Here is a 14,258-nt window from a genome sequence, read left to right on the forward strand (position 1 = left end):
GGTAAGGCGTAGCCGCTACCCGGTAATACAGTTCGCACCCTTCGCAGTGACCCATCTCACATTAATTTTCCTGGTCTATGCTTGATGTTCATGCGCGGTATCACGCCAGCGCATTTTCTGGTAATGACCCCAACTTACTGATAGTGTTTTATGTTCAGATAATGCCCGATGACCTTGTCATGCAGCTCCACCGATTTTGAGAACGACAGTGACTTCCGTCCCAGCCTTGCCAGATGTTGTCTCAGATTCAGGTTATGCCGCTCAATTCGCTGAGTGTAACGCTTGCTGATTACGTGCAGCTTTCCCTTCAGGCGGGATTCATACAGCGGCCAGCCATCCGTCATCCATACCACGACCTCAAAGGGGTCCGCTTGGAAAACGGAAATTATCCCACGCTAAGACTATATTTTGTACAGCAGTGGAGAAGGATGAGAGACCAGCAGTTCATTAACAGGGACTCCTTTTTGCTTAAGCGGCTCAATGGTTCTTTCTATATAAACCGTATTCCAGAGTGTTATCGCCGCCGTATGTAGTGTCAGCGCCGGTGGCGTGGTAACGCTGATCCTCCCACCCCCAGATCCCTGATTTCATTCAGCCGGTGCATGAAGGATGCTCGCCCAAGGGCCTCACCCTTATTCAGCCCCGCCTGTATGCATCGGCCTAAGCCTTTATCGCAAAATCAGTCCAGCATAAACAGCGTCCGATCTCTGCAGAAAATCGCCCTCTGCGCTACGAGTTTGAACGCATTTACTCTGTTTATAGGTAACATTCGCTCCACGATATAATGATATCGGCAACGTATTCAGCATCCTGAGCATGAGTCAGAAGGTGATCCGCCTTACCCAACGAAATGAAACTCTTGGGATGCTTTGCTGCTTTGAATATTTTTTCGGCCTGCTCAATTAACACAGTATCATCTTCAGTCGCATGAAAAATAAGCAGAGGCTTGTTCATGGCGAACACCTTATGAGCGATTTTGTGTTCCTGAATATTGTCCAGCATCTGTTTCTTTAAGGTAAATACCCGCCCGGCCAGCTCAACGGGATAGGCTCCATGCTGGTTAATGTTTTCAACATCATCCTTAAAAAGACGTTTTACGTGTGTCAGTTCTCCGGGTGATCCTATGGTGACAACGGCCTTTGCCTCAGGAACTTCGCCGGCAATAGACAGAATGGCCGATCCCCCCAGGCTATGGCCGATGAGCAAAGAAGGCGCTTCGTACTGTCGGCGGAGATAATCTACCGCGCAAAGCAGGTCCGAAATATTGGATGAGAAGTTGGTGTTGGAAAAATCCCCTTCGCTGTTTCCCAGACCAGTAAAATCAAACCGGAGAACGGCGATAGCATTCTCTGTCAGTTTCCGCGCAATACGCGCCGCGCCTTTGAGGTCTTTGCCACACGTAAAACAATGAGCTAACAGCGCAAACGCTTTAGGATTTTCAGGAAGTTCAAGCAATCCGGCCAGTTCTTCACCAGCCGCATTTTTGAACGTAAATTTTAGTTTTTTCATAGGATATTCCAGGTCTTAAACTGATTTCATATGTTTGATCGCAGGGAAAAATAATCTTCTGCTCTGCATCTGGCATTACGCGTTTTCCTTCCTCTACTGGGGATGTGAAACAGAATTCATTCCGAATGCCTGTCCTCACCTTCCAGTTTGAAAGCTGATTATTGCTTCCTGTTCGGTGATCACTTACGCTATGCTACCAACTAGATGGTAGGTTACAAGAATTTTATGAGGTCTCACTGAATGGCCAATTGCGCGCTCATTCTTAAAATATCCCTGGCAATGCTGGCGTTTGCTGCAAACTCTATTCTGTGCCGTCTGGCCCTGCAGGGAGGCCACATTGATCCCCTTTCATTCAGCAGCCTCAGGCTGGCCAGTGGTGCACTCGTCCTGTCACCTTTCTTGTTTTATCACGCAAAAACTACATTATCGCTGTGGCGTCCGCTGAGCGGATTTTACCTCATGGTGTACGCAGTGCTCTTCTCTGTCGCCTATATCCATCTCGATACCGGGGCAGGTGCGCTGTTACTTTTTGGTGCCGTACAGTTTGCGATGGTGATCCACGGATTATTTAAAGGGGAATCACTCTCCGTTACCGGCTCCTCATCGTGTATAACCCCTTTCTCTCTGGCCGTTTTGTCCTGTCAGGATGTCGTCAGAACCCGGCATAACACCCTGTGCCGGGAACACAAAAGGCACGGATGAACAGGTCGTGAATATTCTTAGTGAAGCCTGCTGATGACATGTCTGGCGACAAAAAAATGCCGCCCTTAAGGGGCGGCTTATGCCAGCGTCACGGGGTTATCGTCTGGCCGCCATGATGCCCGCATCGACATCCCAGATAGCGCCCGTCACCCATGAGGTTTTGTCAGACAACAGGAAGAGAATAGTGTTTGCCACATCTTCGGCAGTTCCGACGCGTCCCAGCGGGTGGAAATCGTTCAGCGACTTCATAGCATCTGCGATATCCGCTTTGTCCATGAAGCCTTCGTATATCGGCGTATGAACAATCCCGGGAGACACCGCGTTGACACGAATACCCGCGCTGGCCAGCTCAATCGCCAGATTACGCGTCAGGGCATGCAGACCCGCTTTTGCCATTGAATAGGCCGAGGCCGGCGAGTCACCCAGTGCAGCCTGAGCACCAATCGAACCGACGTTGACGATAGACCCTTCGAGCTTCGCGGCGAGCATGTTCTTCACGACATCCTGTGTAATAAAGAACGTGGCTCGGTTCAGCGAAAGATACATGTCATAATCGGCAAAGCTGTGCTCGGTAAATCCTTTGGGCATGAAGATACCGGCGGCATTCACCATCAGGCTGATATCGCGATGGTGAGCATTAATTTCCTGACGGATAGTTTCCATACCTTCTTCGGTCATCAGGTTCGCCGCGATGACCGCAACCGGTCCCAGAGGGCTCACTTCTTTTTGCACCGCTTCGGCTTTGTCTTTTTTATTCCCGGTCAGCACGACACTGCCGCCCGCTTCCAGTACCATGCGTGCCACGGCCAGGCCCATGCCGCTGGTACCGCCGACGACGAGCAGTTTTTTACCTTTGAAAAAAGTGTTCATTTTCTGACTCCATTACTGGTGGGTAAGACGTTGCCGGCAGCGTGAAACTGCCGGCGGTTGACGGATTAAATACTGCAGCCATCCGTTCCGCAGGTCTGACCCGCAGTGGCTGAAAATTCGGTTTGCTGTTCATCCCAGACCTGACGCAGGGCATTCAAAAAGTTATCTGCTGCCTGAGCCCCGCTGATGGCATATTTTTCGTTCATCACAAAAACCGGAACGCCGCTGAGGCCAATAGACTGTGCGTGGGCTTCATCGTCGGAAACGGTGGCGCGAAAATCGTCATTTTCCAGGGCGGCTTCAGCGTCAGCTTTCGGCATACCGGCTTCTACGGCCATGGCAACGAGCTGCTGACGGTCAAAGAGAGAGCGACCTTCGGTGATACTGCCATGATAAAAACGTTCTTCCACCGCGTCCGCAATTCCGGCCTTACGCGCGGCAACCAGCAGGGTGTGTGCATCTTCTGTATCACCAAACATCATGCCGTCGAAGTTGTAGATCAGACCTTCAGATTTACCGGCGGTGCCCACCTGATTCATCATCAGCTCCGCTGAATGCTGACTGCCCAGCTTTTTAACGATGGCATCCTTAAAAGGCATCGCGGGAGTACCACCGGCCAGACGGTAGCTGTGATGGCGGATCACCACCTGGTCGCGAAATTCAAAGCGATTCAGACCCTGTTCAAATCTTTTTTTAGCAATCCAGCACCACGGGCAGACCAAATCTGACCAGATATCGATGGTAAGGGTGGGTTTCAGCGTTTGCATAATGATTCCTCAAAGACGTTGGGCGGTCGGATCTCACTTATCAGAGAACCGCGACCGTATGGGATTTATTGCGCCTGCCAGACCGGGTAATCGGTATAGCCTTTTTCCGGGGAACCACTGACGCCGTAGTAGGTGGCGCGGTCACTTTCTGCCAGTGGCCAGCCGTTTTGCATTCTTTCAACCAGATCCGGGTTAGCGATGTAGGGCACACCAAATGCCACCAGATCCAGCTCATCATCTTCCAGAGCCTGCTCTGCGATATCACGGGTAAAACCGCCGGCAGCGATGATGGTGCCTTTAAACGTGTTGCGAAAACGGCGGCGGAAGCCTTCCGGAAGTGGCGCTTTGGTGTACACCGGCTGATAGTAAAGGTGTACGTAGGCCAGTTCCCGCTGACCGAGCGCGTCGGTGATGGCTGACCAGGTTTGCTCTTCACCTTCATACGGCGCGAGGTCATAAATGCGGCCGAACGGTGACAGGCGCACGGCAACGTGGCTGTTACCCACGGCTTCCGCCACGGCGTCAATGGTCTCCAGCAGGAAACGCTGACGATTTTCCACCGAGCCGCCGTATTCGTCGGTGCGGGTGTTCAGTTCGCTACTGAGGAACTGGTCAAAGATGAATCCGTTTGCCGCCATGATTTCCACGCCGTCAAAGCCGGCTTCAATCGCCAGGCGTGCGGAGTGCACGAAGTCTGCAGTGATGCGTTTAACTTCATGCGTTTCCAGCGCGCGTGGCTGGCTTGGTACAACCGGGCCCGGTTCTCCGGATTCGGTCAGCGCAAAAACGGTGGTATTGACCGCCTGAACGGTGCCCGCTGAAACCGGCGCTATGTGGCCTGGCTGAAGAGAGACGTGAGACATACGGCCGACGTGCCAGAGCTGCGCGAAAATACGGCCACCTTTGGCGTGAACCGCTTGTGTCACCTTACGCCAGCCCTGGACGTGTTCGTCGTTGTAGATACCAGGGGTATAAAGGTAACCCCGGCCTTCTTCTGAAACCGGCATCCCTTCGGTGATGAGCAGGCCAGCAGAAGCACGCTGTGCATAGTACAAAGCCACGACCTCATCCGGCACGTCATTCATGGTGCGGGTGCGGGTCATCGGTGCCATGACTACACGGTTTTTTAACGCCAGGCCAGACAGATTGTAGGGGGTGAAAAGCTTACTCATCGTATACCTCACAAAAAACAAAAAGGAGTATCCCGGCAGGGATTTGCACAGCCCGGCAGTATCATCGACTGGACGTCGCGCACTGGAGTTGCATAAACATCTGATGGGTGGCAATATACCAACCATCTAGTAGGTAGGTCAATGGCTGTGTCGTATTTTTTTGTCATAACGCAGCCATTTCTGAATTGTCACTCATTTTGCGAGGTCATCACCATGCGTACATTAACAGCTTATAACGAAGATAATTTCCGCCAGATAGAGCAGTACAAAGGAATATCGGTGGTACGTTTCTCTGCACCCTGGTGTCCGCCCTGTCAGGCCAGCGAAGAAATGTTCAGTCAGTTTGCAGACCGGCTCGATAGAGATATTCAGGTGGGGAAAGTCAATGTAGATCAGGCACCGGTGCTGACAACCAAATACGAGATCTGGGGGCTGCCGTCTGTGCTGATATTTCATGAAGGGCAATTAGTTAAACGCATACCGGGTGTGAAACCTGCATCGGTATATGCTCAGGCTATTGCGGACATAAAAAAAGGGCAGTAATGCCCTTTTAACGTGGAATTTATTAATGCTTAACCGCGTGCCTGACCGACGGCATCCAGAGTGCGGGCTGAATAAATGACCGCCGCGCCAGCGTTGAGGTTAATCGCCACGCCCAGCGCTTCAGCAATTTCAGCGTCGGTTGCACCGGCTTTCACAGCGGCGTCGGCGTGAAAAGCAATACAGCCGTCGCAGCGGGTTGTGACTGCGCACGCCAGGGCAATGAGTTCACGCACTTTTGCGCCCAAAAGGTCAGTTTTGTTACCTGCGTTGCCCAGGGCAACCACGCCTTTCATGGTCTCGGGGGTCAGTTTGCCCAACTCGCCTAAACGTTGCATTAACTCTGAGCGATAGTTGTTCCAGTCCAGCATAGTGTCATTCTCCTGAATGAGGGGTATTAAGAAGCAGTTTTATATACTTAAGGCTGTTGGCGAAGACTTCGGGTCTGGCCGTTGCATGCGCCACTACGCTTGAGCCTTCACAGACATTAATGATCATCAAAGCAATATCTGATGGTTCGGCATGGGATGAAAACTCACCTGACTCCATGCCCGCCCTGACGACTTTTGTGAGCCACTCGATTTGCATATCGAAATAAAGTGATGTCTGTACAGTAATTGCCTGAGGCAGATTGGCGGTCTCTGCTGACAACGCACAACACAGTGGCAGTAGCGAAGCTTTATGGCTTTGCGCGAAGATATCGATGTAAGCCGCAATTCTTCTCTCCGCGCTTTTCTCAGTCGCCTCTATCTGCTCAAATACGCGTTGTGTATCAGAGAACGCCTGTATTACCACCTGCTCACCCAGAATATCTTTGGTCGGGAAATGGTGATGAATACTGGCCTTGGTGATACCCACTATTTTTGATAAATCAGCATAGCTGAATGCTGAATACCCTTTTTCGCGCATCAGGTGTTCTGCTTCGCTGAGCAGCCGTTCCCGTGTCATGGTTGTCATAATTACTCCATATAATCTACTAGTTGATAGATTATATTGTTGCTATTTTTCCGTAGCAAGTTGTATCACTGACTCAGTATCGTGCAGAGCTGAACGTCACTGCCATCCTGCATTCTGAATGGCAGCATTACATCTCTGACATCACGCCAGGCGTGTAATCATTTCAACCGGATTAGCCAGAGTATCGTGGATTGGCGAATTCTTTTGCATTTCGCTGACCAGCGCTTCTAACTCCTCGCGACTGGCGGTCTTGCTCGTAAGGTGAACATCGACGCGAATAGATTTCGCACCTTTACGCACGTTGCTGTCCAGCCCAAGGAAGCCGTTGAGGTTGATATCGAAATTAAGATCCAGCTCGATACCGTCCAGGTCGATCCCTTTTTCAGCAGCCATCATGGTAAGGGTAGCGGTATAACAGCCAGCCAGCGCCTGCATGATGTATTCAGTCGGGCTCATGCCGGTATCGGTGCCGAGTAAACCTGCGGGTTCATCACCGATATTAGAAAATTTCCCCACACGGCTGGTATCGATAACGCCGTTCTGGATTGTGGCGCCGGTCTCTGTGCGAACGGTTAATCCGCCGCTGGAACGGGCTTTCATCTGGAAAGTCAGGTTACCCAGGCCAGGCTGGCTGCGAACTGCTTCACGGGTATTGTGGATCGCAGCTGCGTCTGCAGAAGGTTTAACGGTAGTAGACATAATGGCTCCTGTAATTTCTCGATAAAAGGTATAGCTGGTGTAATCAGCACCAACCATCTAGTTGGTAGATTAATGTCGCGAACCTCTTTTGTCTACTCTTTTATAAAAAATAGGGGGAAAAGAACCCAGCAGGCTGTTTTATTTCATAATAACCATTTGATTTTTTTATAATCTTCCCAGCTGCTCACTCTTGCAGCAATCCAGCTTTTACCCGAAGGATAGTCTGGCGGGTGGTATTAAATTCCCGGGCAATAGCACTGATACTGATGCCAGCATTTAGGCGCTCTGTCACTGTTTGCTTTTGTTCCTCGCTCAGGATGGGGGGGCGACCGAAGCGTTTTCCAGCCGCTTTTGCCCTCGCAATACCTGAATACGTTCGCTCAAGCAGCAAATCCCGCTCAAACTCCGCTACAGCAGAAATTACCTGCATAGTCATTTTTCCGGCCGGACTGGTCAAGTCAACGCCTCCGAGTGCGAGACAATGGGCACTGTTGCAAATAGTCGGTGGTGATAAACTTATCATCCCCTTTTGCTGATGGAGCTGCACATGAACCCATTCAAAGGCCGGCATTTTCAGCGTGACATCATTCTGTGGGCCGTACGCTGGTACTGCAAATACGGCATCAGTTACCGTGAGCTGCAGGAGATGCTGGCTGAACGCGGAGTGAATGTCGATCACTCCACGATTTACCGCTGGGTTCAGCGTTATGCGCCTGAAATGGAAAAACGGCTGCGCTGGTACTGGCGTAACCCTTCCGATCTTTGCCCGTGGCACATGGATGAAACCTACGTGAAGGTCAATGGCCGCTGGGCGTATCTGTACCGGGCCGTCGACAGCCGGGGCCGCACTGTCGATTTTTATCTCTCCTCCCGTCGTAACAGCAAAGCTGCATACCGGTTTCTGGGTAAAATCCTCAACAACGTGAAGAAGTGGCAGATCCCGCGATTCATCAACACGGATAAAGCGCCCGCCTATGGTCGCGCGCTTGCTCTGCTCAAACGCGAAGGCCGGTGCCCGTCTGACGTTGAACACCGACAGATTAAGTACCGGAACAACGTGATTGAATGCGATCATGGCAAACTGAAACGGATAATCGGCGCCACGCTGGGATTTAAATCCATGAAGACGGCTTACGCCACCATCAAAGGTATTGAGGTGATGCGTGCACTACGCAAAGGCCAGGCCTCAGCATTTTATTATGGTGATCCCCTGGGCGAAATGCGCCTGGTAAGCAGAGTTTTTGAAATGTAAGGCCTTTGAATAAGACAAAAGGCTGCCTCATCGCTAACTTTGCAACAGTGCCTATCGAACTGGTAGACGCGTTCTGCGCCCGTCTCGATGCTATCCTGCCCTGGGACCGCGCCGCGGTGGACGCCACCACCGACATCAAAGTGGCCCTGCGCACCGCCGGCACGCCGATTGGTCCCAATGACACGGCGATCGCCGGGCACGCCATCGCCGCCGGGGCCATTCTGGTGACTAATAATACGCGGGAGTTTGAGCGGGTACCGGGGCTGAAACTGGAAGATTGGGCTAAATGACAGTGGCTGGCCACGGTCAGCAAAATGAAACATGAGCGGCGAAGGTCGCAGAAGAGAGTGAATGTCATGTCAACAGTACATTTTATTTCAGGTCCGCATAACGCAACCCGGGTAATGGTGCCAACTTACTGATTTAGTGTACGATGGTGTTTTTGAGGTGCTCCCGTGGCTTCCATCTCCATCAGTTGTCCCTCCTGCTCAGCTACTGAAGGCGTGGTGCGTAACGGTAAAAGTACTGCCGGACATCAGCGCTATCTCTGCTCTCACTGCCGTAAAACATGGCAGCTACAGTTCACTTACACCGCCTCTCAGCCCGGTACACACCAGAAAATTATTGATATGGCCATGAATGGCGTCGGATGTCGCGCCAGTGCACGCATTATGGGCGTTGGCCTCAACACGATTTTACGACACTTAAAAAACTCAGGCCGCAGTCGGTAAACTCACGCATACAACCGGGCAGTGACGTCATTGTTTGCGCGGAAATGGACGAACAGTGGGGTTACGTCGGCGCTAAATCACGCCAGCGCTGGTTGTTTTACGCGTATGACAGGATACGGAGGACGGTTGTGGCGCACGTATTCGGTGAACGCACGTTGGCCACGCTGGAGCGTCTTCTGGGCCTGCTGTCGGCCTTTGAGGTCGTGGTATGGATGACGGATGGCTGGCCGCTTTATGAATCACGCCTGAAGGGAGAACTGCACGTTATCAGCAAGCGATATACGCAGCGCATTGAGCGGCATAAACTGAATCTGAGGCAGCATCTGGCAAGGCTGGGCAGGAAGTCACTGTCGTTCTCAAAATCGGTGGAGCTGCATGACAAAGTCATCGGGCATTATCTGAACATAAAACACTATCAGTAAGTTAGAGTCATTACCGTTTTGCATGTTATAATCATAGAAAGGTTAAATTTCAAAAAATTATAATGCTGACCTGGAGACCTGAATATGTATTCATTTATTGCGCGACAGCCTATTTTTGACAGGAAAATGCAGACCGTCGCATATGAATTGCTTTTCAGGGACGGAATGAAGAATTCTTTTCCCGATGTTTCGCCTGAATATGCAACTTCCAGGATGATTTCCGACCAGTTTTTATGCATTCCGATTCCCCGCATCGCTGACAATCACAGCTCATTTATCAATGTTCCGCACCGGATGATAATCAGCGGGCTTGGCGATACCTTGCCGAATGATAAAGTGGTTATAGAGATCCTTGAGGATGCCATTCCTGATGACGAGCTTTTCCTGGCGGTCAGGGAACTTCACGACAATGGCTATCAGCTTGCACTTGATGATTTCACGCTGGACAGCGCCTGGGACCGGTTTATGAGATATATTTCGGTCATTAAATTTGATGTTCGGGAAAAAACTTACCATGAGATTGATCGCTATCTCACCGAGAAAAAGCACTTGCTTCACGGCATAAAATTTCTGGCTGAAAAAGTTGAAACAAGAGAAGAGTTTGAGCTTTACAGCCAGGCCGGATTTGTTCTTTTTCAGGGGTTTTTCTTCAGCAGACCGGAGATCATCCGAAACAAATGCCTTTCTCAGAATCCGATGGCGCTTTCCAGCCTGATGATGGAAGTTAACAGGGAAAGCCCGGACTTTACCGTGCTTGAGCGATTACTGAAAAATGACCTGACTTTATCATATAAAATAATGCGTTATGTAAAAAACATGCTGTTCAAATCACACGGTATTACTCCGTCAGGGGAACTTACTCTGAAAGAAATGCTGATGTATCTGGGGTATAACGAAATCCGCCGTTTTGTTTCGGTGGCTGCTCTTTCCAGCATCGGGGTTTCGGGTGTCAGCGAACTTTATCATCTGAGTATGGTTCGTGGAAAATTTTGTGAATTAATTGCCGGGAAATTAAACCTCGCTTCATTATCCTATAACGCGTTTGTTTGTGGTTTGTTTTCTTTGCTGGATGTTATTCTCGAGCAGCCCATGGATGATTTAATTCAACAGATATCGGTTCCCGGAAATGTCGCCGATGCTCTTTGCCTGCATAAAGGTGAGCTTTTTGACATACTTAATCTTTCTTTGTGTTATGAGAAGCTTAGCTGGGAAGAGACGGCTGAAATATGCAGAACACTGAATATCTCTGAGTTCTCTGTTATAGAAACAATGCAGAAAGCCACTAAATGGGCTGATGAGCTCGCTGTATGTTAGCTATTTGACTCATATGGTTAAAGATGGTAATGACTCCAACTTACTGATAGTGTTTTATGTTCAGATAATGCCCGATGACTTTGTCATGCAGCTCCACCGATTTTGAGAACGACAGTGACTTCCTGCCCAGCCTTGCCAGATGCTGCCTCAGATTCAGTTTATGCCGCTCAATGCGCTGCGTATATCGCTTGCTGATAACGTGCAGTTCTCCCTTCAGGCGTGATTCATAAAGCGGCCAGCCATCCGTCATCCATACCACGACCTCAAAGGCCGACAGCAGGCCCAGAAGACGCTCCAGCGTGGCCAACGTGCGTTCACCGAATACGTGCGCCACAACCGTCCTCCGTATCCTGTCATACGCGTAAAACAACCAGCGCTGGCGTGATTTAGCGCCGACGTAACCCCACTGTTCGTCCATTTCCGCGCAAACAATGACGTCACTGCCCGGTTGTATGCGTGAGTTTACCGACTGCGGCCTGAGTTTTTTAAGTGTCGTAAAATCGTGTTGAGGCCAACGCCCATAATGCGTGCACTGGCGCGACATCCGACGCCATTCATGGCCATATCAATAATTTTCTGGTGTGTACCGGGCTGAGAGGCGGTGTAAGTGAACTGTAGCTGCCATGTTTTACGGCAGTGAGAGCAGAGATAGCGCTGATGTCCGGCAGTACTTTTACCGTTACGCACCACGCCTTCAGTAGCTGAGCAGGAGGGACAACTGATGGAGATGGAAGCCACGGGAGCACCTCAAAAACACCATCGTACACTAAATCAGTAAGTTGGCACCATTACCAGGGGGCGGTAATGAATGATTTTCACCTGTTTAATATTCATATAAAAAATAAAGATACCAACCGTGCGATGCTGATTCTACGTGACAAGCCAGAGTCAGTAGCCCGCCGTATTATGATTAAAGCTCGTGTCAATGTGCCGTCCTGTACGGGCAAATCATTCTGGTCGTGGGCGCAGAAATACATAATTGACACATGTCGTGTTGAAAGGGGTAATAAACATGTTCAGCCTCTCCAATATACCGTCGAGGACAGTCCGGTTAAGCCTAATAGAACTGAGTCCTCGAGCACTCGATACGATAAAGCTATGCGCATTTCTGGCAATGTTGCTGGACCATTTCAACACGCTGTTCCTGACTCCAGCGCGCCCCGAGATATACGCAATAGGCCGGATGGCGTTTCCATTGTTTTGCCTGGTGTGGGCCATAAATGTGTTGAGAAAGCCGGAGAAACTCCAGCAGAACGCCAACAAGCTATGGATATGGGCGGCAATAACTCAGCCAATATTCTATCTGGCATTTCACAAACACGATCCCTGGTATGCACTGAACATCCTGTTCGTGTTCGCGACCGCCACGCAGCTGCTGGCGTGGGTAGTCCAGTACGGAAAAAAGGGCGTGCTTTACGGCACAATACTTTTTCTGGCCATCTTTCCGCTACTCATACCGGCAAGTTATGGGCTTCAGGGGCTGGTTCTGGCCTTAGCATTGGCTGTCTGGTTGTCACCGGGCCTGTCCCGTCTGAGCATTATTCCAGAAATAATCATCCTGATTGCCTTACTGTCCCTGAATGGAATCATTCATATCGTTGCGCAGCCGGCCAATACTCTCCTTTTTGCAGTTTTACCAACCTTGCTTCTTCCACTGGCTACTAGGGGTCAGTTTGGATATCGAAAATTATTGTACGTTAAGGTGATTTTTTGTACCTCTGAGCTGTGGTAGAGCTTGACCACTTTGACAGGCAGCTTTGAGCGAGAAGCGGACATTGCAGACTGCCCAGTAGAAAAAGTGCTATCAGAATTATCTAAAGGAAGATCGTATTTACCATGTCTCATTCTAACTGTTTAATAAATTACAAAAATTAAAATTTCCATTTAATATCATCGCGTTAAGCAAGAGAATTAAACCTCTCATTTAATTTATGATTCTTATTTAATTCATGAGTTGGTGTAAAAATAGGTTGCCGCACTATAGAAAGACACATATTTGGGGTCTGAGGTCCAACCATGCGAAAAACCACGTTAAGAAAGCAACCTTCTGAAAAGGCGACGTTTATCAGTTTTTTTTCCGGCCATAAAGGGGGCGGAAATTATTCCCTGCACGGGTATTCGCAAGGATTTCGGTAGTGCTCTGGCTCTGCCCCCCATAACCTGGCGGACAGAGCATGATTGGGAAAGCGGTACCCTCACGGCAGAAACGATTGACGCAGGCTATATTTCTATTATTCTGGAAATATAGATAAAGGAGGTATTATGGATTTAAACACTGCTGCAAACGCACTTCGAGAACTGGGCCACCCGACACGTCTCAGCATATACCGGGAGCTGGTCAGGGCGGGTCATGAAGGCCTGCCGGTTGGCGAACTGCAGAAGCACCTTGAGATTCCTGCCTCCACGCTCAGCCATCATCTTTCAGCGCTGATATCCGCTGGACTCATAAGCCAGGAACGGCAGAGTCGTACCCTGTTCTGCAGGCCCTGCTATGCGCAGCTTGAGCAATTGATGGCCTTTCTGACAGAAGAATGCTGCGCAGGCGGCAGCTGCAGTCTGTCACCCGCAAAGACTCCCGAAGAGACCCCATTGTGAACAACCTGACTGATGCCCTGAAAAATATCGATCCGGCCCTCCTGGACGCGCCGCTGACGGAAGATAAGCTGAAGGCCAGAGAGATAACGCATCCGCCCCGCATCCTGATGCTCTACGGCTCGCTGCGGGCGCGCTCTTACAGCCGGCTGACAACGGAAGAAGGTGCCCGGCTGCTGACGGCCATGGGCGCGGAGGTGAAAATTTTCAACCCGTCCGGCCTGCCACTGCCCGATGATGCGCCGGAGACGCACCCGAAAGTGGCTGAGCTGCGGGAGCTGGTTCTCTGGTCGGAAGGCATGGTCTGGTGCTCTCCGGAGCGTCACGGGGCCATGACCGGCATCATGAAGGCCCAGATTGACTGGATACCGCTGACGTCAGGCGCGGTCCGCCCGTCACAGGGAAAAACCCTGGCCGTCATGCAGGTCAGCGGCGGCTCACAGTCGTTCAACGCTGTAAATCAGATGCGTATTCTTGGACGCTGGATGCGGATGATCACCATCCCGAATCAGTCATCCGTGGCAAAAGCCTGGGCCGAGTTTGATGAGGATGGCCGCATGAAGCCTTCTTCGTATTATGACCGCATAGTGGACGTCATGGAGGAACTGATGAAGTTCACCCTGCTGACGCGCGGTCGCAGTGATTATCTCACCGACCGCTACAGCGAAAGGAAAGAGAGTGCCGCGCAGCTTTCTGAGCGGGTCAACCAGCGCAGCATATAAAAAAGCCGG

At 50.6% G+C, this 14,258-nt stretch carries 15 protein-coding genes and 5 pseudogenes; 9 read left to right on the plus strand and 11 right to left on the minus strand.

The features are described 5' to 3' along the window. Positions 1-134 precede the first annotated feature (134 nt). From AB2B48_RS24425 to AB2B48_RS24435, 3 genes and pseudogenes are all read right to left on the minus strand, one after another. A pseudogene (locus tag AB2B48_RS24425) lies at positions 135-365 on the minus strand (IS1 family transposase); the annotation flags it as partial. 51 nt (positions 366-416) lie between these two features. After that, positions 417-706, minus strand: a pseudogene (locus AB2B48_RS24430) (Tn3 family transposase); the annotation flags it as partial. A 50-nt stretch (positions 707-756) separates the two neighbouring features. After that, a complete protein-coding gene (locus AB2B48_RS24435; RefSeq protein WP_004729622.1) occupies positions 757-1,509 on the minus strand; it encodes an alpha/beta hydrolase family protein in 753 nt (250 codons plus the stop codon). Between the two features lie 240 nt (positions 1,510-1,749). Between AB2B48_RS24435 and AB2B48_RS24440 the strand changes: the two are divergent. Continuing rightward, positions 1,750-2,097: pseudogene (locus AB2B48_RS24440) on the plus strand (EamA family transporter); the annotation flags it as partial. Positions 2,098-2,307: 210 nt separating this feature from the next. Here AB2B48_RS24440 and AB2B48_RS24445 read toward each other — a convergent pair. The 3 genes from AB2B48_RS24445 to AB2B48_RS24455 all read right to left on the minus strand — a co-directional run bounded on the left by AB2B48_RS24445 (position 2,308) and on the right by AB2B48_RS24455 (position 5,020). Then, on the minus strand, positions 2,308-3,081 hold the full coding sequence (locus AB2B48_RS24445) for an SDR family NAD(P)-dependent oxidoreductase (RefSeq protein WP_368302046.1): 774 nt from the start codon (positions 3,079-3,081) through the stop codon (positions 2,308-2,310). A 65-nt stretch (positions 3,082-3,146) separates the two neighbouring features. Further along, positions 3,147-3,848, minus strand: a complete 702-nt coding sequence (locus tag AB2B48_RS24450) for a DsbA family oxidoreductase (protein WP_001194072.1) — start codon at positions 3,846-3,848, stop codon at positions 3,147-3,149. Between the two features lie 65 nt (positions 3,849-3,913). Continuing rightward, complete coding sequence (locus AB2B48_RS24455) at positions 3,914-5,020, minus strand: alkene reductase (protein WP_087788076.1); 1,107 nt, start codon at positions 5,018-5,020, stop codon at positions 3,914-3,916. A gap of 213 nt (positions 5,021-5,233) precedes the next feature. Here AB2B48_RS24455 and AB2B48_RS24460 point away from each other — a divergent pair, with 213 nt between their 5' ends. Further along, on the plus strand, positions 5,234-5,563 hold the full coding sequence (locus tag AB2B48_RS24460; RefSeq protein WP_002431133.1) for a thioredoxin family protein: 330 nt from the start codon (positions 5,234-5,236) through the stop codon (positions 5,561-5,563). 29 nt (positions 5,564-5,592) lie between these two features. Here AB2B48_RS24460 and AB2B48_RS24465 read toward each other — a convergent pair whose 3' ends face one another. The 4 genes and pseudogenes from AB2B48_RS24465 to AB2B48_RS24480 form a co-directional block, all read right to left on the minus strand. Further along, positions 5,593-5,931 carry a carboxymuconolactone decarboxylase family protein gene (locus tag AB2B48_RS24465; protein WP_000888080.1) on the minus strand — a complete coding sequence of 113 codons (339 nt, stop codon included), beginning with the start codon at positions 5,929-5,931 and terminating at the stop codon, positions 5,593-5,595. A gap of 4 nt (positions 5,932-5,935) precedes the next feature. Continuing rightward, positions 5,936-6,517, minus strand: a complete 582-nt coding sequence (locus tag AB2B48_RS24470; protein ID WP_000210409.1) for a TetR/AcrR family transcriptional regulator — start codon at positions 6,515-6,517, stop codon at positions 5,936-5,938. 141 nt (positions 6,518-6,658) lie between these two features. Then, positions 6,659-7,216: an OsmC family protein gene (locus AB2B48_RS24475; protein ID WP_000108589.1), complete on the minus strand. Its 558-nt coding sequence runs from the start codon at positions 7,214-7,216 to the stop codon at positions 6,659-6,661. Positions 7,217-7,400: 184 nt separating this feature from the next. Beyond that, positions 7,401-7,700: pseudogene (locus AB2B48_RS24480) on the minus strand (helix-turn-helix domain-containing protein); the annotation flags it as partial. Positions 7,701-7,763: 63 nt separating this feature from the next. Here AB2B48_RS24480 and AB2B48_RS24485 point away from each other — a divergent pair. The 4 genes and pseudogenes from AB2B48_RS24485 to AB2B48_RS24500 all read left to right on the plus strand — a co-directional run bounded on the left by AB2B48_RS24485 (position 7,764) and on the right by AB2B48_RS24500 (position 10,935). Beyond that, positions 7,764-8,468: an IS6-like element IS26 family transposase gene (locus AB2B48_RS24485; RefSeq protein WP_001067855.1), complete on the plus strand. Its 705-nt coding sequence runs from the start codon at positions 7,764-7,766 to the stop codon at positions 8,466-8,468. Between the two features lie 53 nt (positions 8,469-8,521). Continuing rightward, a pseudogene (locus AB2B48_RS24490) lies at positions 8,522-8,758 on the plus strand (PIN domain-containing protein); the annotation flags it as partial. A 165-nt stretch (positions 8,759-8,923) separates the two neighbouring features. After that, positions 8,924-9,621 (plus strand): IS1 family transposase gene (locus AB2B48_RS24495; RefSeq protein ID WP_247751732.1). Its coding sequence is split into 2 segments (ribosomal slippage): positions 8,924-9,173 and positions 9,173-9,621, totalling 699 coding nucleotides; the frame shifts between segments, so codons are not numbered across the junction. Positions 9,622-9,705: 84 nt separating this feature from the next. After that, entirely contained in the window at positions 9,706-10,935 is a 1,230-nt protein-coding gene (locus tag AB2B48_RS24500; protein ID WP_211140536.1) for an EAL and HDOD domain-containing protein, read from the plus strand. A 40-nt stretch (positions 10,936-10,975) separates the two neighbouring features. On the opposite strand, the gene AB2B48_RS24505 is transcribed toward AB2B48_RS24500, so the two are convergent. Then, positions 10,976-11,673, minus strand: a protein-coding gene (locus AB2B48_RS24505; protein WP_247751732.1) for an IS1 family transposase whose coding sequence is annotated in 2 segments (ribosomal slippage) — positions 10,976-11,424 and positions 11,424-11,673 — 699 coding nt in all. Because the reading frame shifts where the segments join, the coding sequence is not laid out codon by codon here. Positions 11,674-11,947: 274 nt separating this feature from the next. Between AB2B48_RS24505 and AB2B48_RS24510 the strand changes: the two genes are divergently transcribed. From AB2B48_RS24510 to arsH, 3 genes are all read left to right on the plus strand, one after another. After that, on the plus strand, positions 11,948-12,667 hold the full coding sequence (locus AB2B48_RS24510; RefSeq protein ID WP_368302047.1) for a TraX family protein: 720 nt from the start codon (positions 11,948-11,950) through the stop codon (positions 12,665-12,667). Between the two features lie 530 nt (positions 12,668-13,197). Then, positions 13,198-13,530, plus strand: coding sequence for an ArsR/SmtB family transcription factor (locus tag AB2B48_RS24515; RefSeq protein WP_001549890.1), 333 nt, complete (start codon positions 13,198-13,200; stop codon positions 13,528-13,530). Between the two features lie 5 nt (positions 13,531-13,535). After that, positions 13,536-14,249, plus strand: coding sequence for an arsenical resistance protein ArsH (gene arsH / locus AB2B48_RS24520; RefSeq protein WP_025801347.1), 714 nt, complete (start codon positions 13,536-13,538; stop codon positions 14,247-14,249). The last annotated feature ends 9 nt before the right edge of the window (positions 14,250-14,258 follow it).

Source organism: Kluyvera sichuanensis, assembly GCF_040930405.1.
GTDB lineage: Bacteria > Pseudomonadota > Gammaproteobacteria > Enterobacterales > Enterobacteriaceae > Kluyvera > Kluyvera sichuanensis.